The sequence below is a fragment of the Micromonospora sp. U56 genome (genome assembly GCF_018070095.1).
In the GTDB taxonomy this organism is placed as follows: domain Bacteria; phylum Actinomycetota; class Actinomycetes; order Mycobacteriales; family Micromonosporaceae; genus Micromonospora; species Micromonospora purpureochromogenes.
This window is the reverse complement of sequence record NZ_JAGPYL010000124.1, coordinates 1-18,666: the sequence shown is the minus strand read 5'-3', so window position 1 is coordinate 18,666 and position 18,666 is coordinate 1. Positions and strand designations below refer to the sequence as shown.

The 18,666-nt window shown below is 74.8% G+C and carries 17 protein-coding genes and 2 pseudogenes; 15 read left to right on the top strand and 4 right to left on the bottom strand.

Annotated elements, in window-relative coordinates:
• The first annotated feature begins 182 nt into the window (after nucleotides 1-182).
• The 7 genes and pseudogenes from KBX37_RS28335 (at nucleotide 183) to KBX37_RS28315 (ending at nucleotide 6,290) form a co-directional block, all read left to right on the top strand.
• The gene (locus KBX37_RS28335) at nucleotides 183-1,700 is read left to right on the top strand and encodes a hypothetical protein (RefSeq protein WP_210778956.1); all 1,518 of its coding nucleotides are present in this window, start codon (nucleotides 183-185) and stop codon (nucleotides 1,698-1,700) included.
• Nucleotides 1,701-2,254: 554 nt separating this feature from the next.
• Nucleotides 2,255-3,130: pseudogene (locus KBX37_RS35715) on the top strand (diguanylate cyclase domain-containing protein); the annotation flags it as partial.
• A gap of 119 nt (nucleotides 3,131-3,249) precedes the next feature.
• A pseudogene (locus tag KBX37_RS35310) lies at nucleotides 3,250-3,411 on the top strand (hypothetical protein); the annotation flags it as partial.
• A gap of 21 nt (nucleotides 3,412-3,432) precedes the next feature.
• Nucleotides 3,433-4,212, top strand: coding sequence for an EAL domain-containing protein (locus KBX37_RS34920; RefSeq protein WP_247659174.1), 780 nt, complete (start codon nucleotides 3,433-3,435; stop codon nucleotides 4,210-4,212).
• 146 nt (nucleotides 4,213-4,358) lie between these two features.
• The gene (locus KBX37_RS28325) at nucleotides 4,359-4,997 is read left to right on the top strand and encodes a hypothetical protein (protein ID WP_210778955.1); all 639 of its coding nucleotides are present in this window, start codon (nucleotides 4,359-4,361) and stop codon (nucleotides 4,995-4,997) included.
• A 164-nt stretch (nucleotides 4,998-5,161) separates the two neighbouring features.
• Nucleotides 5,162-5,920 (top strand): MerR family transcriptional regulator, encoded by a 759-nt coding sequence (locus KBX37_RS28320; protein WP_210778954.1) that lies wholly within the window; start codon nucleotides 5,162-5,164, stop codon nucleotides 5,918-5,920.
• An 85-nt stretch (nucleotides 5,921-6,005) separates the two neighbouring features.
• Nucleotides 6,006-6,290 carry an antibiotic biosynthesis monooxygenase family protein gene (locus KBX37_RS28315; RefSeq protein ID WP_210778953.1) on the top strand — a complete coding sequence of 95 codons (285 nt, stop codon included), beginning with the start codon at nucleotides 6,006-6,008 and terminating at the stop codon, nucleotides 6,288-6,290.
• A 139-nt stretch (nucleotides 6,291-6,429) separates the two neighbouring features.
• Here the strand turns inward: KBX37_RS28315 and KBX37_RS28310 are convergent, their stop codons facing one another.
• Nucleotides 6,430-7,950: an SLC13 family permease gene (locus KBX37_RS28310; protein ID WP_210778952.1), complete on the bottom strand. Its 1,521-nt coding sequence runs from the start codon at nucleotides 7,948-7,950 to the stop codon at nucleotides 6,430-6,432.
• A 49-nt stretch (nucleotides 7,951-7,999) separates the two neighbouring features.
• A complete protein-coding gene (locus tag KBX37_RS28305) occupies nucleotides 8,000-9,538 on the bottom strand; it encodes a gluconokinase (RefSeq protein ID WP_307849244.1) in 1,539 nt (512 codons plus the stop codon).
• Nucleotides 9,539-9,885: 347 nt separating this feature from the next.
• Between KBX37_RS28305 and KBX37_RS28300 the strand changes: the two genes are divergently transcribed.
• Nucleotides 9,886-11,013, top strand: coding sequence for a hypothetical protein (locus tag KBX37_RS28300; protein ID WP_210778950.1), 1,128 nt, complete (start codon nucleotides 9,886-9,888; stop codon nucleotides 11,011-11,013).
• On the opposite strand, the gene KBX37_RS28295 is transcribed toward KBX37_RS28300, so the two are convergent.
• On the bottom strand, nucleotides 11,006-11,425 hold the full coding sequence (locus KBX37_RS28295; protein WP_210778949.1) for a VOC family protein: 420 nt from the start codon (nucleotides 11,423-11,425) through the stop codon (nucleotides 11,006-11,008). The two genes, KBX37_RS28300 and KBX37_RS28295, sit on opposite strands and share 8 nt — an antisense overlap.
• 59 nt (nucleotides 11,426-11,484) lie before the next feature.
• Here KBX37_RS28295 and KBX37_RS28290 point away from each other — a divergent pair, with 59 nt between their 5' ends.
• From KBX37_RS28290 to KBX37_RS28280, 3 genes are read left to right on the top strand one after another with little or no spacing between them, the layout of a single operon-like run.
• Nucleotides 11,485-12,273 (top strand): PPOX class F420-dependent oxidoreductase, encoded by a 789-nt coding sequence (locus tag KBX37_RS28290; protein WP_210778948.1) that lies wholly within the window; start codon nucleotides 11,485-11,487, stop codon nucleotides 12,271-12,273.
• A gap of 39 nt (nucleotides 12,274-12,312) precedes the next feature.
• Entirely contained in the window at nucleotides 12,313-12,699 is a 387-nt protein-coding gene (yidD, locus tag KBX37_RS28285; protein ID WP_307849243.1) for a membrane protein insertion efficiency factor YidD, read from the top strand.
• Nucleotides 12,700-12,740: 41 nt separating this feature from the next.
• Nucleotides 12,741-13,901, top strand: a complete 1,161-nt coding sequence (locus tag KBX37_RS28280; RefSeq protein WP_210778946.1) for an aminoglycoside phosphotransferase family protein — start codon at nucleotides 12,741-12,743, stop codon at nucleotides 13,899-13,901.
• Nucleotides 13,902-13,945: 44 nt separating this feature from the next.
• On the opposite strand, the gene KBX37_RS28275 is transcribed toward KBX37_RS28280, so the two are convergent.
• Nucleotides 13,946-14,314, bottom strand: coding sequence for a VOC family protein (locus KBX37_RS28275; RefSeq protein ID WP_210778945.1), 369 nt, complete (start codon nucleotides 14,312-14,314; stop codon nucleotides 13,946-13,948).
• A 138-nt stretch (nucleotides 14,315-14,452) separates the two neighbouring features.
• On the opposite strand from KBX37_RS28275, the gene KBX37_RS28270 reads away from it, so the two are divergent.
• The 4 genes from KBX37_RS28270 to KBX37_RS28255 form a co-directional block, all read left to right on the top strand.
• On the top strand, nucleotides 14,453-15,337 hold the full coding sequence (locus tag KBX37_RS28270; protein ID WP_210778944.1) for a LysR family transcriptional regulator: 885 nt from the start codon (nucleotides 14,453-14,455) through the stop codon (nucleotides 15,335-15,337).
• Nucleotides 15,334-16,212 carry a LysR family transcriptional regulator gene (locus tag KBX37_RS28265; protein WP_210778943.1) on the top strand — a complete coding sequence of 293 codons (879 nt, stop codon included), beginning with the start codon at nucleotides 15,334-15,336 and terminating at the stop codon, nucleotides 16,210-16,212. Before KBX37_RS28270 ends, KBX37_RS28265 begins: the two co-directional genes overlap by 4 nt.
• A 167-nt stretch (nucleotides 16,213-16,379) precedes the next feature.
• On the top strand, nucleotides 16,380-17,906 hold the full coding sequence (locus KBX37_RS28260) for a long-chain fatty acid--CoA ligase (RefSeq protein ID WP_210778942.1): 1,527 nt from the start codon (nucleotides 16,380-16,382) through the stop codon (nucleotides 17,904-17,906).
• Nucleotides 17,907-17,962: 56 nt separating this feature from the next.
• Nucleotides 17,963-18,666 (top strand): hypothetical protein (locus KBX37_RS28255; protein ID WP_210778941.1); only part of this gene is annotated, 704 nt, incomplete at its 3' end.

The window sequence follows — 18,666 nt, the reverse complement described above, 5'->3', positions numbered from 1 at the left end:
CGCCACCCGCGCCGAGGTGCTGGCGCTGGCGACCGGCGAGCGCGCCCCCGAGCCCGAGCAGGAGGAGGCCGCCGCGCAGCTGCGGGCCGCCGCCCGGTTGCGCGCCGACGCCCTCGCCGGGAACCCCGCATGAGTACGCCCCGCGCCCGCCGCGCGCCGGCCGCCCCGATCCGGCGGGCCGCATGAGTACGCTCCGGGCTCTCGCCAGGGCGCAGGCGCTGGCCGCCGGGGTGGCCCAGCCGGTGGCCACCGTCCGGCACCTGCACCTGTCCGCGCGTCCGCTGGTGCTGGTGCCGCTGGCCATGGCCGGCGAGGCGAACGCGCCACTGGCGGCGCTGGTCGGCGCGGCCCCCGACGAGGCGCGGCTGCTGATCGTGCCGCAGCCCCGCAACCGGGACCAGCGCTTCCGCTTCGCCGCCGAGCTGGCCGCCACCGTGCTGCCCTACCTCGACGAGTTCCGCGACGGCACCGAGGCGGTGCCGGTCGACCGGGGCCGCGACGTCCGGCACCGGTACGTCGACGCGCCGCAGCTGCTGGTGCCGAACCCGGCCGGGATCACCTTCCTGCGGCTGCTGGGCCGCTCCACCCGGTTCCGCCGCCCGGACGGCGATCACCCGGTACACCCGTCGGTGCCGCTGCTCGGGCGCTGGCTGACCTTCTTCGCCGAGCGGGCCGAGCACCCCGGCTCGTCGGCGCTGGTGGCGATGACCAACGCGCTGAGCCTGCACTGGGCCACCGGCCAGAGCGTGGTGGAGGACCTGCACCTGCCGGCGCTGCTCGGCTGGATCGATCCGCCGGCCGGCATGACCGGGGCGCAGGCGGCCGCCCGGGCCGAGGACCCGGCGGTCTGTCCGCCCGCCGGCCCAGCCACCGACCCGGAGTTCGACAACCGGGTGCTCGCCCCGGCCGTCGCGGCGTACGCCGAGGCGGGGGACGACCCGGCGGCGCGCGGCGCGGCGTACGCGGAGCTGGAACGGGTGCTGCGCGACCAGCTGACGCCCACCTGGGAGCTGATGTGGCGCGGCGTCGGGCTGCTGCGGACCCTGCCGCCCGGGGCCCGGGTGGCCGGCCGCTGGGACGGCGACAAGGACGCCTTCACCGGCCACGCCGAGCACGTCGACGCGGGCGGCGGCCCGCAGCCCCGGCGCGACGGCGCGGTAATGGCCGCCCAGCGGCTGCACCGGCTGGAACGCGCCCTGACCACCTACGCGGTGCAGCGCGCCTACGACGACCCGCTGGTGATGGCCGAGCACCGGCTGACCGGGGAGGCGTTCGTCGGGGATGTAACGCTGGCCGACCCGAAGCGGGTCGACGACACGGGGAAGCGGCCGGTGCTGCGCCCCCGGATCCAGCTCGTCACCACCGAGCCGGTGCTGGTGCCGGTCGGCACGACGCTCTACTCGCCGGCCCGGCCGGCGCAGAAGGCCAGGGTGGTCTTCCTGACCCCGGCGGCGGACGGCAAGACCGAGGTGGTGCTGGAGCTGTCCGGCGCGATGGGCCGGGGGCTGACCGCGCCGCCGGGCAGCGTGCCGGAGGTGGGGGAGCGGCTCTGCTACACCACGCTGTCCGAGGCGTTCCTGCCCGCCGGGGCCTTCCCGACGCCGGAGGAGACCCCGTGGACGCACGGCGGCCCGCCGCCCACCCGCACCGACGACGCGCCCGCCGCGAGCGACGCCGACCCCGCCGAGGAGTGGACGTGAGCAGCGGCGGCCCGGGCGCCGCCACCCTTTACGCGCCCGGCCCGGGCACCGCCACCGCCCATGCGCGCGGGCCGGCCGACGCCGACGGTGGCTGACCGCCGCGACGCCCGCGTCCCTCCTGGCCGGACAGCCCGCCGCGCCCGCCGTCGCGCCGGTCCGACCGTCCTGGACGGACGGTCCTGCCCGGGTCCATCGGCTCTGGCGGGCCGCTGCCGTGCTGGCTAGGCTTCGGTGGTTCGCCGCCGTGACCGGTCCTCACCGTCCAGGTGCGCACAGGGGAGAGAGCCGGAGCGACCATCGTGCTGCCCGATGACGCCCGCCGAGAGGCCGTCGCGCCGCCCCGCTCGACCCGCGCCGGACGGGTCGGCGCGGTTGCCGCGGCGCTGGTCGTCCTCGTCGAGGCCGTCTGGCTGGCCGCCGCGCTGCCCGGCGCCGCCCTGGCCGGCGACGCCGGCGCGATCACGGTGGCCGGGTGGTCGACCGTCGCCTGCGCCGGCGCGGCCCGCCGGCACCCCGCGACGGTGCGCCGGTTCTGGACGCTGCTGGCGGTCACCATGGCGCTCGCCGCCGCCGGCCGTGCCTTGTGGACCGTCGAGCGCCTCGGCGGCGAGGCGCTGCCGCACACCCCGCTGATCGGTGCCGTCTTCACCGCCGGCATCCTCACCGGCACCACGGCCCTGCTCTGCTCGCTCGCCGCCCCGCGCAGCGCGGTGGGCCGGGCCCGCACCCTGCTCGACGGGGTGATCGTCGCGCTGGCCCTGATCCCGATCGGCTGGGTGGTGGTGTTCCAGGACATCGCCGACGCCGACCTGGCCGATCCGCTGCGCACCTTCGGCCTGCTCTACCCGATGCTCGACCTGATGCAGCTGACCATCCTGGTGGCGGTGGCCGGCCCGTCCCGCCCGATCTGGCGGCCGCTGACCCTGATCGGCGCGAGCCTGGCCACCCGGGCCGGCGCCGACGCGGTCTACGTCTCGCTCGTCGCGCACGGCACCTACGCCCCCGGGCACGTCATCGACGTCTGCTGGCCGCTGAGCTACCTGCTGATCGGCGTGGCGACCACGTACCCGCCGCCGGTCGGCGAGGGCGGCGACGAGGGCGTCGAGTCGCCGTTGCCGCCCTGGTGGCGGGTCGCCCTGCCGTACCTGCCGGTGGGCGGGGCGATCATCGCGGTGGTGCTCGCCCGGCACCCCACCGGGCAGACCCCGCACCTGGTCTTCATCGGCATGATGGCGCTGCTCGGCGTCCTGGCGCTGCGGCAGGGGCTGGCCGCCAACGAGAACCTCCGCCTGGTGGCGCGGCTGCGCCGGCTCGCCTACGCCGACCAGCTCACCGGCCTGCCCAACCGGCTGATGTTCAACCGGCGGCTGCGCCGCGCGCTGCGCGACGGGCCCCCGGTCGCCGTCCTGCTGCTGGACCTGGACGGGTTCAAGCAGGTCAACGACCGGTTCGGGCACGCCACCGGGGACATCCTGCTGGCCAGCATCGCCGGCGGGCCGGGGGCGGCCACGACGGCACCATCGCCCGGCTCGGCGGGGACGAGTTCGCCGTGCTGGTCGACGGGGACCGCCCGGTCGCGCCGGAACGGCTCGCCGAGCGGCTGCTCGCCGCCCTGCAACCCTCCGCGGGCGAGGAGGACGTCGGCATCCACCCGTCGGCCAGCATCGGCATCGCCGAGTTCGGCCCGCAGCACGCCTCCCACAGCGACCTGCTGCGCGACGCCGACATCGCGATGTACGCGGCCAAGGCCGCCGGGAAGTCCGCGTACCGGACCTGCACGCCGGGGCTGCGCGAGTCGGCGGTGACCCGCGCGGAGCTGATCGTCGACCTGGCCACCGGGGCGGTCCGCAGCGCGGAGGCGCTGGTCCGCTGGCGGCATCCCCGGCTGGGGCTGCTCGGGCCGGCCGCGTTCCTGCCGCTGGCCGAGGAGGCCGGCCTGATCGTGCCGATCGACCGCTGGGTGATCCACGAGGCCTGCCGGGCCGCCGCGACCTGGCGGGAACGGGCGCCGGAGGCCACCGTGGCGGTGAACAACGCCGCCGCGCACCTGCGCCGGCCGGACCTGATCGCCACCGTCACCGCGGCCACCGCCAGTGCCGGGCTGGCCCCCCGCGCGCTGACCCTGGAGCTGACCGAGTCGGCGCTGATCGACGGCAGCGAGGCGGTGCTGGAGCGGCTGGGCCAGCTGCGCGAGCTGGGCATCCGGATCGCCATCGACGACTTCGGCACCGGCTACTCGTCGCTGAGCTACCTGCACCGCATCCCGGCCACCGAGCTGAAGATCGACCGGTCGTTCGTCTCCCGGCTCGACACCGACGCCCGGGCGTACGCGACGGTGGAGATGGTGACCCGGCTGGCCGGCGCGTTCGACCTGGCGGTGGTGGCCGAGGGGGTGGAGACCGAGGAGCAGCACGCGGCGGTCACCGCGATCGGCTGCGTGCACGGGCAGGGCTACCGCTACGGCCGCCCCGGCCGCCTGGCCGACCTGCGCCCGGTCTCCGCCCCGGTCTGACCGGTCGGCCCGGCCGGGCGGCCCCCGACTACGGGAGTCGAAGGTCCCGGAAGGGACAGGGGGTTCGGCCCTGACCGGAACCGCCCGAGCGGCCGCACGATGGGAGCCGACACCAACGACACCCCACCCTCACCGGGAGATACGACATGAAGCGGCGCACCCTGGACCTGCTGTTCAGCATCGGCGGACTGGGCCTCACCGTCCTGCTGCTCGTGGCCGGCATCGTCCTCACCTCAAACGCGACCTTCGCCAACGACTACGTACGCGACCAGCTCGGCGCGCAGCACATCAGCTTCAAGCCGGCCGACCAGCTGACCGACGAGGAGAAGAAGGCCGACTGCCTGGTCGAGTACGCCGGCCAGCGGCTGACCACCGGCAAGCAGGCGGAGTGCTACGCCAACGAGTTCATCGGACTGCACCTGACCTCGATCGCCGGCGGCAAGACCTACGCCGACCTCGGTGAGCCGCAGACCGAGCTGCGCGCCAAGGTGGAGCAGGCCACGAAGACCAACGACCCGGCCCTGGCCGACCTGCAGAAGCAGCTCGCCGAGGTCAGCGGCCAGCGGGACACCGTGTTCAAGGGTGAGACGCTGCGCGGCCTGCTGCTCACCTCGTACGGCTTCAGCGAGTTCGGCCGCAAGGCCGGGCAGGCGGCGCTGGTGACCTTCGTCGCCGCGGGGCTGCTCCTGCTGCTGTCGATCGCCGGCCTGGTGCACGCCTTCCGCACCCCGGCCACCGAGGCCTTCGCCGCCCCGGAGCGGGCGAAGGACCGGGCCACCGCCTGACCCCGCCCCGGACGCCCCCGGCCTCTCCACCCCCTCGGAGGCCGGGGGCGTTCACGTGTGCCGCCGCGCCGATCCCCGGCGAGGGTGTGACGCGGCGCGCAGAATCGGGCTTGACCCTCACGCAACGGCAGGCGGGAGCCTTGGTCGCGGAAGGGAGGGAACCCATGGCGTACACGGTGGGTCAGGTGGCGAAGGCGGCCCGGGTGACGGTCCGGACGCTGCACCACTACGACGAGATCGGGCTGCTGTCGCCCAGCGGACGCACCGCGGCGGGCTACCGCCGCTACGACGACGCGGACCTGGAGCGCCTGCAGCACATCCGGTTCTACCGGGAGCTGGGGTTCCCGCTGGAGGAGATTGCGGCGATCCTCGACGACCCGACCGCCGACCCGGCGGCGCACCTGCGCCGACAGCACGAGCTGCTCAGCGGTCGGATCGGGAAGCTCCAGGAGATGGTCACCGCGATCGAGCTCGCGATGGAGGCGAGAAGGATGAACATCAATCTGACCCCGGAGGAGCGGTTCGAGGTCTTCGGGGACTTCGACCCGGACGCGCACGCCGAGGAGGCGGAGCAGCGCTGGGGCGGCACCGACGCGTACCGGGAGTCGAACCGGCGGGCGGCCCGTTACTCGAAGGAGGACTGGCTGCGCAACAAGGCGGAGAACGAGGACTGGGGGCGGCGGTTCGTCGAGCTGATGGCGTCCGGGGCGGCGGCGGACTCGCCGGAGGCGATGGCGCTGGCCGAGGAGCACCGGCAGCTGATCGGCCGCTGGTTCTACGACTGTTCCTACGAGATCCACACCGGGCTGGCCGACATGTACCTGGCGGACCCACGGTTCACCGCGCACTACGAGGCGATCGCGCCGGGCATGGCCGCGTACCTGAACGAGGCGATCCACGCCAACGCGATCACGCGCGCCTGAGCCGGTGTGGGCGGTGCGGGTGCCGCCTGGCAGGCATATTGGTGCCTGTCAGGCGGACCGCCCCACCACACCACCGGAGGTCACCGTGCTCATCGTCGCCGGCAGTCTCTACGTCGACCCGGCCGGGCGGGACGCCTACCTGGCGTCCTGCGCCGAGGTCGTCCGGCAGGCGCGCTCCGCGCCCGGCTGCATCGACTTCGCGATCAGCGCCGACCTGGTGGAGCCGGGCCGGATCAACGTCTACGAGCGCTGGGACAGCGACGACCAACTGCTCGCCTTCCGCGGTTCCGGCCCGACGGAGGAGCAGGTGGCGGCGATCCTCGGCGCCGAGGTGCACCGCTACCGCATCTCCGCCGTCGAAGCCCCCTGACCCCCCCCGCCGCCCCCGCCCCCGTCAAGATCCGCGCACTTTCTCGGAAAGAGTGGCTGTTCCGCGCTGGATGAGCCCTCTTTCCCAGAAAGTGCCGACCCGGCTCGGGACGGGGGTGGGGCGGGGCGGGGGCGGGGGGCTACAGGAGGAGGTCGAGGAGGAGGACGCCGAGGAAGCCGACCACCGAGATGATCGTCTCCATCACCGACCAGCTCTTGATGGTCTGTCCGACCGTCAGTCCGAAGTACTCCTTGACCAGCCAGAAGCCCGCGTCGTTGACGTGCGAGAAGAACAGCGACCCGCAGCCGATGGCCAGCGCCAGCAGCGCCACCTCCGGTCCCTGGAGGGTCTCCGCCAGCGGCGCGACGATGCCGGCGGCGGTGATGGTGGCGACGGTGGCCGAGCCGGTCGCCACCCGGATGCCGACGGCCACCAGCCAGCCCAGCAGCAGCGGCGAGAGGTTCGCGCCATCGGCCGCGTCCGCGACCAGGTTCCCCACCCCGGCATCGACCAGCACCTGCTTGAAACCGCCACCGGCGGCGACGATCAGCAGGATGCCGGCGATCGGCGGCAGCGACCCGCCGAGGAAGGCGGAGACCTGCGTGCGGCTGAAACCGGTCCGGTAGCCGAGGAAGATCATCGCGAAGATGACCCCGGCGAGCAGGGCGACGATCGGGGTGCCGACGATGTCCAGCGCCTTGCGGCCGGCGGTGCCCTCGTCGAGGGTCAGCTCGCCGATCGCCCGCAGCAGCATCAGCACCACCGGCAGCAGGACGGTGATGACCGCGGCCCACAGGGCCGGCGCGCGGCGCGCCCGTACCCGCGCGGTGGCGGCCTCGTCGATCGGCGCACCCGGGCGGCCGGCGCCGGGGTTGGCCAGGTCGTCCTCGGTGACCAGGTCGCCGTCGGCGTCGAGCGGGCCGCGCCCGGTGGCCGCCGGACCCCGCCCGCCGGCGAGCGCGGCCGGTCGCCGGGTGGGCAGCAACGCCTCCGGGGCGGTGGCGGGCACGTAGCGGGCGATGAAGTTGCCGAAGATCGGACCGGCGACGATCACCGTCGGGATGGCGACCAGCAGTCCCAGCGCGAGGGTCTGGCCGAGGTTGGCGCCCAGGGCGTCGATCGCGACCAGCGGGCCCGGGTGCGGCGGCACCAGGCCGTGCAGCACCGACAGGCCGGCCAGCGCCGGGATGCCGATCTTCATCAGCGGTACGTCGGTGCGCAACGAGACCAGCAGCACGATCGGCACCAGCAGCACGACGCCGACCTCGAAGAAGAGCGGCAGCCCGATGAGGGCGGCGACCCCGGCCATCGCCCAGGGCAGCGCCGTGCCGGAGACCCGGCCGACCACCCGTTCGACGATGCCGTCCGCGCCGCCGGATTCGGCGAGCAGACCACCGATCATGGCCCCGAGCGCGATCAGCAGGCCGACTCCGCCCACCGTGGAACCGACGCCGCCGCTGAACGAGGTGACCACCTTGTCCGGGGTCACGCCGGCGACCACGCCGAGCACCGCCGCGCCGAGGATCAGCGACAGGAACGGGTGGACCTTGCCCCAGGCGATCAGGAGCACCACCGCCGCGATGCCCAGCAGCGCCGCGACGATCAGTTGGGCGTCACCGGCGTCGGTGAGCTCGGCCGGTGCGGCGAGGATGGTGGTCACGGTAATCACGACCCTTCGGACGGCGTCCGGTCCCGTGCGGAACAGGCGATCACATGGGTGCGGACGTGGGTGACGGTTCCGGCGGCAGGCTCGGGGCCAGCCGTCGCAGCGACGCGAAGGTCGGGACCAGCGCGTCGTACAGCTCGGAGAAGAGGGGGAGCAGCGCGGCGTAGGTGGCGGCGGCGGACGGGTCGGGGCGTACCGTCTCGTCGATATCCACCAGGTCGGCGGCGACGTCGATGGACGGGATCAGCCCGAGCGCCTGCATGCCGAGCAGCGCCGCGCCGAAGCTGGAACCCTCGTGCCCGGCGGGGAAACGCACCGGCATGCCGAGCGCGTCGGCGAGGATCTGCCGCCACAGCGGGCTGCGCGCGAAACCGCCGCTGGCCCGGATCTCGCGTACCTCGTTGCCGGCCGCCCGCACCGAGGCCAGCACCAGGGCGAGCTGCTGGCACACCCCCTCCAGCGCCGCCCGGATCAGATGCTCGCGGCGGTGGCCGTGGGTCAGCCCCACGTACGCCCCGCGCGGTAGCGCGCTCCAGTGCGGCGCCCGCTCGCTGAGCAGGTACGGCAGCATGATCAGCCCACCGGAGCCGACCGGCGCCCGCTCGGCCAGCGCCAGCAGCTCCTCCTCGGAGTCCTCGCCCAGGTCCGGAGCCAGCGCGTCGCCGGCCCACTGGAGCACGATGCCGCCGTTGTTGATCGCGCCGCCGACCACCCAGCGCTCCTCGGTCAGCGCGTAGCAGAACACTCCGCCGAGCGGATCGACCGCCGGCCGCTCCACGGCCACCCGCATCGCCCCGGAGGTGCCGATCGAACAGGCCACCACGCCCGGCCGGACCGCCCCCAGGCCGAGGTTGGCCAGCGGGCCGTCGCCCGCGCCGACCACCACCGGCGTGTCGGCGGGCAGCCCGGTCGCCACGGCCGCCTCGGCGGTGAGGCCGGGCAGCACCGTGGTGGTCGCGACGAGCTGCGGCAGCTGCTCCTCGACGATGCCGGCGATGCGCAGCGCCTCCGCGTCCCAGACCAGGTGGTGGATGTCCATCAGCCCGGTGGCCGAGGCCACCGAGTGGTCGGTCACCAGCGCGTCGGTCAGGCGCAGCAGCACGTAGTCCTTGATGCCGACCCAGTGCGCGACCCGCTCGAAGAGCATCGGCTCCTGCTCGGCGAACCAGACCAGCTTCGGCAGCGGCGCCATCGGGTGCACCGGCGTGCCGGTACGCCGGTGCAGCGCGAGCCCCGGCGGGGCGGCCCGCAACCGCTCGGCCTGCACGCTGGCCCGGGAGTCCGCCCAGGTCACCGACGGGGTCAACGGGACGCCCTCGGCGTCCAGGCCGACCAGGCTGTGCATGGCGGTGCTGAACGACAGGCCCGCCACCGGCCCGGGCAGCTCACCGGCCACCGTACGGACGCACTCGACGACCGCGTCGAAGATGGTCGACGGGTCCTGTTCCGCCCAACCCGGGTGCGGCTCGTCCAGCGGATAGCCCACGGAATGGTGGGCGAGCTGCTCGCCTTCGGTGTCGTAGGCGACCACCTTGGTGCTGGTGGTGCCGATGTCGACGCCGAGCACGACCCTGTCGCTCACCGTGGATTCTTCGTTCGCGACTGCGGGGCTCGCAGAACCGGCTCGCTCCTCGCGCTCACCAACCCACCTCCGCATCACGATGCCGGGTGGCCCCGTCGCCGTCCGGCTCGGCTGACGTTACCGAGGGTTAGGGCACCCCGTACGGCGCACGGGATGATCTCGCCTCGGTCGGCGTCGCCGCCGGCCTCCTGCCGAGGCGAACGTGAATCGACGCAGCGCATCCACCAATCGTCCGGATTGGTCACCCGATCGGGTGGTTCGCGCGCTTCGGCGTGTCCGCCGGACTCGCCGCCACCGTTGATCCGGATGACACCCCGGTTGGTGGCTCGCGCGGCGAAGGAGTCGGCGTGGCAGATACTGATTCGACGGGTTCCACCTGGCGTTACACCTGGGCGCGCAAGCAGAACGAGCGCCGGCAGCGGACATACCGCGAAGCCGAGCGCGCGTGGCGACAGCGCGACGACGAGCTGCGGCGACTGCGTACCCTCGCCGTCGACCTGCACGGCTCGGTGGCGGCCGGCCACGGCCTGCCCCTGGAGCTCGCTCCCGGCGAGGTGGTCTTCTGGGCGCTGCCCGCCGCGCAACTGGTCGAGGTCCGGCACGCCACGGTGCTGCCCGCACCCGACCTGACCGTCGAGCCGCTGCCGGCGCCGCTGCGCCACCGGCTCCCGGACGGCGTACGGGCCACCGACGCCGGCGTGGCCGTGATCACCAACCGCCGACTGGTGCTGCTCGGCGGGCGCGGCCGGCGCGACTGGGCGTACGGGAAGATGACCGGCCTGTCCCACGACCCGGCGGCCCCGGTGTCGCTGATCCAGGTCCTCGACCGGCGGCGCACCTGCGGCCTGCTGGTGCCGCCCACGGCGGCGGCCGAGTTCCGGTTCACCCTCACCCTGGCCTTCGCCGACGCCATCGAGCAGCGCGCGGCGGTGATCGCGCAGCTCGACGAGCTGATCGCCGAACACGAGCAGACCCGGCCGTTCCGGCCGGCGATCGCCACCCCCGGGCAGGCCCGGCTCGCCGGGCGCATCCCCGGCGGCCGGCGCACCGTCGCCGTCGCCGCCGCGCTCGCCCTGGTCGTGCCCGCGGTCCTCTTCGAGGCCGACCCGCCGGTCAGCCCCGGCTCCGACGTCGCCGTCGCCGCCACGCCGGTGCCCGCGCGGGTGGCCACGCCCCGCGCCGCCGCACCCTCGCCGTCCGCCGCGCCGAAGCCCCGCCGCTCGCCGGCCGCGCCCTCGCCGTCGGCCGAACGACGCTGCGGCGCCCCGGTCAACCCGATGGGGTACGACTTCTGCGGCGGCGAGCGCGTCCGCCGGCCCGACCACCGGATCTGCGACTTCTTCGACTGCGCGCAGAACCTCTGGGCGGGGCGCGGCTACCTGGTGCAGTGCAAGGACGGCGCGATCAGCCTCACCGGCGGGCGGCGCGACGCCTGCGCCGGTCACCGGGGGGTGCGGCGCACCGTGTTCAGCTGAGGTCGGGCAGGGTGAGCGTGCCGTCGTCGGCGAGCGGGAAACCCGGGTTCCAGGCGATCTCCCAGACGTGACCGTCGGGGTCGGTGAAGAAGCCGGCGTAGCCGCCGTAGAAGGTCTCCGCCGCCGGGCGGGTGATCCGCGCGCCGGCCCGCTCCGCCGTGGCCAGCACCGCGTCGACCTCGGCGCGGGTACGGACGTTCTGCGCCAGCGTCAGGCAGCCCGGGCCGCTGTCCGGCACGCCCGCGTCGGTGGCCAGTTTCTCCCGGCCCCACAACACCAGGGCGAGACCACCGGCCTGGAAGAAGACGGTCTCCTCGACCTCCTGGCCCCGCCAGCCGAGGCGCTCGTAGAACGCCCGGGCGCGCGGGAGGTCGGCGACGCCGAGGGTGATCAGGCTGATCCGCTGTTCCATGCCCCGGACCGTACCGCCGGGGACCGTCACGTTCTCCCACGGCGTTCCGTCAGGTCGGCATGAGGAGCTTCGTCCGGGCCGCCTGCGCCCTGCTCGGGTTGACCGCACTGCTGGTCGGAGGGTGGGCGCTGCGCCGACCGGACGGTTTCGCCGAGGCGGTCGACTTTCCCGGCAGCCACCACTTCGTCCACGACGTCGGCGCGTTCCAGTTGGGCATCGGGGTGACCCTGCTGCTCGCCGCGATCTGGGCCGACGCGCCGGCGGTCGCCCTGGCCGGATACCTCGCCGGGGCGCTCGCGCACACCGGCACCCACCTCGCCGACCGGCACCTCGGCGGCAGCCCCGGCCAGACCTGGCTGGTCGGGCTCTCCGCCGCGCTGGCAGCGGTCGCGCTGGTGGCCCGGTGGCGCGAACTCGGCGGGGTGCTCGGCGCGGTCGAGGTCGGCGCGGCACCGGGGTGGGCGCCGTTCACCAGGCAGAAGACCGTGCTGCTGACCAGCTTCCGCCGCGACGGCACCCCGGTCGGCACGGCGGTGAGCATCGTCGTCGACGGCGACCGGGCGTACGTGCGCAGCTTCGAGCGGGCCGGCAAGACCCGGCGCGTCCGCAACGACGCCAGGGTCACCGTCGCCCCGTCCACCGCTCGCGGCCGACCGACCGGCCCGGCCGTCGAGGCCACCGCACGCCGGCTCCCCGGCGACGAGGAGCGGCACGCCGCCCGGCTGCTGGTCCGCAAGTACCCCGTGCTGCACGGCGTGCTCGTCCCGCTGGCGCACCGCCTCGGGCGGCGGCGCACCGGCCGTACCGTCCACTTCGCCCTGACCACGCCGCCGGACCGACCGGCCTGACCAGCACCCCGGTGGCGGGGCTGTCGCACCATGGACGGCGTGATCAACAGACTGTGGGGTCGGCGCACCGCCAAGAACAAGAAGAAGCGCGACTGGGCCTACGCCGGCTGTGACGCCTGCGAGTGCGACGGTCCGAACTGCTGCGACCTCGGGCTCTTCTCCTTCCTGCTCACCCTCGGCGCCACTACCGCCCAGGTCAGCCGGGCACCGGTCGTCGACCGGGCCGGCCGGGCCGCGATCCTCGGCTACCGCCGGTGGCTGTCGCACCGGTGGCCGGGCCAGTGCCGGTTCACCCCGACCTGCAGCGCCTACGGCCTCACCGCCGTCGAGCGGTACGGCCTGGCGGTCGGCGGGCGGATGGCGGCGGCCCGGCTGCGCCGCTGCCGGCCCGGCGTGCCGCGCGGCACCCACGACCCGGTGCGATAACCGCTCGCCGCTGACCCGCCCCGGCGCTACCGTCGGCGACCGTGACCCGCACCGTGACCCTCGTCCTGGTCGACCCCGCCGGCCGGCTGCTCGGGGCACTGCCCCCGTACGAGGTGCCGACCCCCTGGTGGCAGGAGGTCGACCCGGTCGTCTGCGGCGCGCCCGTCGAGGTCGCGGTGCTGCGGCTGCTCTCCGGCGTCAGCGACCGGCCAGGGATCGGCGGCGCGGTGACCTATCTGGCCGAGGTGGCCGCCCCACCCGCCGTGCCGCTGCGACCGGTGGACGTGGAACTCCCGCCGCACCCGCTGCGCGCGCCCTACGCCGAGCCGGGCGGACCGGCCGCCACCGTCGGCTGGGCCACCGCCGCCCTCGACCGCCTCGGCCGGCCGGCGAAGGAGGTGGCGCAGCGGCGCACCTGGAACCTGTCGGCGATCTGGCGACTCGACGGTCCGCACGGCCCGGTCTGGCTCAAGCAGGTACCCGGCTTCTTCCGGCACGAGGCGGCGGTGCTGCGCCGGCTCGGCGCGGTCACGCCTGGCCTGGTGCCGCCGCTGCTCGCCGCGGACGACGACGGCCGGATGCTGCTCGACCACGTGCCGGGGGAGGACCGCTACGGGGCGGACCCCGCCGAACGCGACGCCATCGCCGCCGACCAGCACGCCCTCCAGGTACGCGCGCTGCCCCTCGTCGATGACCTGGTGGCGGCCGGGGTGCCCGACCTGCGCGGCGCCGCCCTGGCCCGCTGGATCCGCGCCGCGCTCGCCCCACACCACGCCGACGCCGTGCTGCACGGGCTGGAGGAGCGGTTGGCGCAGGCCCGGCGGTGCGGCGTGCCGGACACCCTGGTGCACGGCGACCTGCACCCCGGCAACGTCCGCAGCGACGGTGACCGGCGGGTCATCATCGACTGGGGCGACTCGTTCGTCGGGCACCCGGCCTTCGACATCCTGACGCTGACCGTCGGGCTCCCGCCCGACGCCGCGGACGCCCTGACTGCCGCATGGTGCGCCCGGTGGCGGGCCGACGCGCCCGGCTGCGAGCCGGACCGGGCCGTGGAGCTGCTGCGGCCGGTCGCGGCGCTGCGGTCGGCGGCCGTGTACGCGGCCTTCCTCGCCGCGATCGAACCGAGCGAGCGGGTGTACCACGAGGCCGACGTGCCGCGCTGGCTGGCGCGGGCCGCCAGCCTGCTCGGGCGGGGATGAGTTGTGGAAATCCAGGCGAAATCCCGGCTAGGACGCCAGCCTCGTCACTCGGGGGCGTGGCAGACGGCCTCGACGTTGTTGCCGTCCGGGTCGCGGACGAACGCGCCGAAGTAGGTCGGGTGGTACTCCGGCCAGAGCCGGGGCGTGTGCAGCACCTCGGCGCCGGCGGCGACCGCGGCGTCGTGGAACGCCCGCACGGCGGCCCGGTCCGGCGCGGTGAACGCGATGTGCGCCTCGCGCGCCTCACCGGAGGTGTTCACCGGGCCGAGCCAGAAGTCGGGGCTGTCGGTGCCGTACCCGATGACCGGGCCGAACTCCATCACCCGGCGACCGCCGAGCGGGGCCAGGACGGCGTCGTAGAAGGCGGCGCTGGCCGCCACGTCACGGGCCTGGATGGACAGGTGGTCGAGCATGCTGCCTCCTGCGGGCGTCGGGTCCGGGCCAGGCTAGGACTTCGCTACGACACTTTGCCCGCCACGCCGGGCGGCTCGGACCGAACTTACCGGTAACATCCGTGCTGACCGGGCACCAGCTGAGTCATCGGGAACCCATTGGACGTCAGGCAGGTCTCCTACTTCCTCGCGGTAGCCGAGCACGGTGGCTTCAGTCGGGCAGCCTCGGCGCTCGACGTCGCCCAACCGACGCTGTCGCAGTCGGTGCGCGCGCTCGAGCGCGAACTCGGCGCCGAGCTGTTCCACCGGGTCCCGCACGGGTTGGTGCTCTCCTACGCGGGCAGGGCCTTCGTCGGCCCGGCCCGGCAGATGCTGCGCGGCATCACCGCCGCCCGCGAGGCGGTGGGGTCGCACGCACGAGCCACGCCCGCCCTCGACCTGGTCGCCGTGCCTGTGCTGGCGGCCTACCCGGGAGCGTCCCTGGTCGGCTCCTTCCGGCGCGAGAACCCGCACATCGTCGTCCACATCGACGAGCCGGAGACCGACGACGGCCTGCACATCCTCGTCCGGGACGGGCACAGCGAGCTGGGCCTGACGCACCTGCCCCTGCCGCACCTCGGGCTCCAGGTCGTCGAACTCGGCGTACAGGAGCTGTGGTTGGCGTTCCCGCCCGGCACCGACGTCGGCCCGGGGGACGCCGTGCCGCTGGCCCGGCTGCACGGCGCCGACGTCCTCGGGGTGCCGCGCGGGAGCTGGCAACGGGACGACGTCGAGCGGGCGCTGCGCGATCAGGGCGTCCGCACCCGGCTCGTGGTCGAGGTGGCGCACCCGGAGGCGCTCGCGCCGCTCGTCCTCGGCGGTGCCGGCGCCGCCTTCCTGGAGCGGGAGACCGCGCACTCGGCCGCCTCGCTCGGCGCCGTCGTGCGCCCGGTCGACCCGCCGCTGCGGCAGGCGTACGGGCTGGTGCACCGGCCCGGTCCACTGTCGCCGGCCGCCCGCGCGTTCGTGGCACACGCTCGCGCCCGGTGTGGGGCGGGGCGATGACGGTCGACCTGCGCCAGTTGGAGTACTTCCTCGCCGTCGTCGACCACGGCGGGGTCACCCGCGCCGCGGCGGCCATCCGCATCGCCCAGCCGTCCCTGTCCCAGGCGATCCGGGGGCTGGAACGCGAACTCGGCGTCGAGCTGTTCCACCGCACCGGACGCGGCCTGGTCCTCACCGTCGCCGGCGAGGCGCTGGTCGCCCCGGCCCGGCAGGTCCTTCAGGACGCCACCGCCGCCCGGGCCGCCGTCGCCGACGTGGTGGACCTGCGCACCGGACGGCTCGACATCGCCGCGCACGCCGCCCTGACCGTCGATCCCCTCACCCCGGCGATCGCCACCCTGCGGCGACGCTTCCCCGGCATCGCGGTGCGCGTGCTGGAGCCCCGCGACGACGAGGACCTGGCCCGGCTCGTCCGCGACGGAAGTTGCGAGCTGGCCCTGACGTACCTGCCCATCCCCGACCTTCGGCTGCCGGTGCGGGAGTTGGGCGCGCAGCAGGTGTGGGCGGTGCTGCCGCCCGGCACGCCCGCTCCCGACGGGCCGCTGCCGCTGCGGGCGCTCCAGGACACCCCGGTGATCGACATCCAGGGGCACAGCGCGCTGCGCGCGACGGTCCTGGCCGCGCTCGCCACGGCCGGTGTGCGGATGCGTCGCGCGGCGGTGACCCGGCATCGCGAGGCCGTCGTACCCATGGTGCTGGCCCAGGCTGGCGCCGCGTTCCTGACCCGGTGGTACGCCGAAGAGGCGGCCCGCGGTGGGGCCGTCGTGCGGGCGCTGGACCCACGGGTGGTCTGCCGGTTCGCGCTGGTCCACCGGTCCGGGCAGCTGTCGCCGGCCGCCCAGGCCCTGCTGGAGCTGCTGCCCGGGCCGGAGTAGACCGGCCAGGCCGTGCCGCCGTGGGGTGCGCGCCACCCCCATAGCCGCCGCCTATGGGGTGGGTGACGGCTCGTCTTTGATTTCGCCGGCCCGCCGGTCTTCGATCAGTGGACCCCCACCCGCGTCCGGTCCGCGACGCCGCCCGTTCCCTTCGACAGCGAGGAACCATGGCCCAACTGTCGCTGGCTACCGTCCTGGCCGAGTCCGCCCGACGCCGACCCGCGCATCCCGCGATCGTCTGCGGCGACGAACGCGTCACGTACGCGGAGCTGTGGGCGCAGACCCGGGGCTACGCCGCGGCGCTGGCCGAGCGGGGGGTGCGCCCCGGTGACCATGTCGCGCTCATGGCCGCGAACGTGCCGGACTTTCCGCGCGCCTACTACGCGATCCTCTCGCTCGGCGCGGTCGTGGTGCCGATCCACCTGCTGTTGACCGCGGAGGAGGTGGCGTTCGTCCTGCGTGACAGCCACGCCCGTGCCCTGGTGCACGGCGGCGGTGACCCGGCGACGGCCGTGAAGGCGGCGGAGCTGGCCGGAATACCGGCGGTCCCGCTGGACCCGGCCGATCCGGACTCGCTGGTCGCGGCGGCCGCCCGGCTGGCGCCGCGGCCCGGGCTGGTGCCGACCGCGCCGGACGACCCCGCCGTGGTGCTCTACACCAGCGGCACCACGGGTCGACCGAAGGGCGCGGTGCTGACCCATTTCAACCTGACGATGAACGCCACCGTCAACGCCTTCGACGATCTCGGGGTACGCCGCGACGACGTGCTCCTGGGTTGCCTGCCGCTGTTCCACAGCTTCGGGCAGACCGCCGCGATGAACACCGCGTTCCGCGCCGCCGCCACGCTCGTGCTCCAGCCGCGCTTCGATCCGGTCCAGGCGTTGGAGCTGATGGTCGCGCACGGCGTGACGGCGTTCCTCGGCGTGCCCACCATGTACATCGCGCTGCTCGACGCGGCCCGCAGGGGCGCACCGCGCCCGGCGCTGCGGCTGTGTGTCTCCGGCGGCGCGTCGCTGCCGCTCAGCGTGCTGGACGAGGTCGCGGCGACGTTCACGACGACCGTGTACGAAGGCTACGGCCTGTCCGAGACCTCCCCGGTGGCCACCACCAACCAGCCGACCTTCGGCGCGCGGCCGGGCACCGTCGGCTGTCCCATCTGGGGCGTCGACGTCGAGGTGGCCCGGGCCGACCGGGAGGACCGCGTCGAGCTGCTCCCGCCGGGCGAGATCGGCGAGATCGTCATCCGTGGGCACAACATCTTCGCCGGCTACCTCGGCCAGCCACGGGCGACCGCGGAGGTCCTCCGGGACGGCTGGTTCCGCACCGGCGACATCGGCACCCGGGACGAGGCCGGGTTCGTCACGATCGTCGACCGGAAGAAGGACCTCATCATCCGGGGCGGATTCAACGTCTACCCGCGGGAGGTCGAGGAGGCGCTGCTGCGCCACCCGGCGATCGGGCAGGTCGCGGTGGTCGGCGTACCCCATCCGACGCACGGCGAAGAGGTCTGCGCGGTGGTCATCCCGGCGGCGGAGGTGACCGCCGACGAGATCATCGAATGGGCGCGCGAGCACGTGGGCCGCCACAAGTACCCGCGGCGGGTGGAGTTCGTCGACGAGTTCCCGTTGGGCCCGAGCATGAAGGTCCTCAAGCGGGAGCTACGGTGGCGCTTCGCGCAGGACCGGACGCCCTGATCCGGGCTGAAGACCCCGCACGTGACCGTCGTCGAACAGTGATGGAGGGAGTTCCCGTGGCCCGATCCCCCCTCGACCCCGCGGTCGCCCGCGCCGCGTGGCGCCGCGCCGAACCGATCCACGCCATGATCTATTTCGCCCCCGAGGCGCGGCAACGGTACGACGCGCTGGGCCTTGACGGCCTGACGGGCTACTTCGCGTCCCGGTCGGCCGCGTTCGGTGCGGTGCCGGCCGAGCCGGTCATCGCGACGTTCTTCAACTTCAAGCCCGCACTGGTACGCGCGGCGCTGCCCGCCGCGTGGGAGCGGGCAGACCCGCCGGCCGTGCTCCGCGCCCGCCTGGACGCCGCGGACGCGGCCCTGAGCCGGGCCTTCTCGGCTCTGGAGGACGCAGCCGATGTCGTCACCGAGGCGGCCGAGCTGGCGCGCCGGGCCGCCGAGTCGGCGTGCGAGCAGCTGCCCGGGCGTCCGCTGTTCGCCGCGCACGCGGCGTTGCCGTGGCCGGAGGAGCCGCAGCTGGTGCTCTGGCACGCGCAGACGCTGCTGCGCGAGTTCCGTGGCGACGGGCACGTGAACGCCCTCGTCGTCGCCGGCGTCACCGGCCTCGACGCGCTCGTGCTGCACGCGGCCACCGGTGACGTACCGGTGCGGTTCCTGCTCCGCAGTCGCGGCTGGACCGGCGACGAGTGGGCGGCGGCGGTGGACGGGCTGCGGTCCCGCGGCCTGATCGCCGACGGTGGCGCCGACGACCTGGCCCTCAC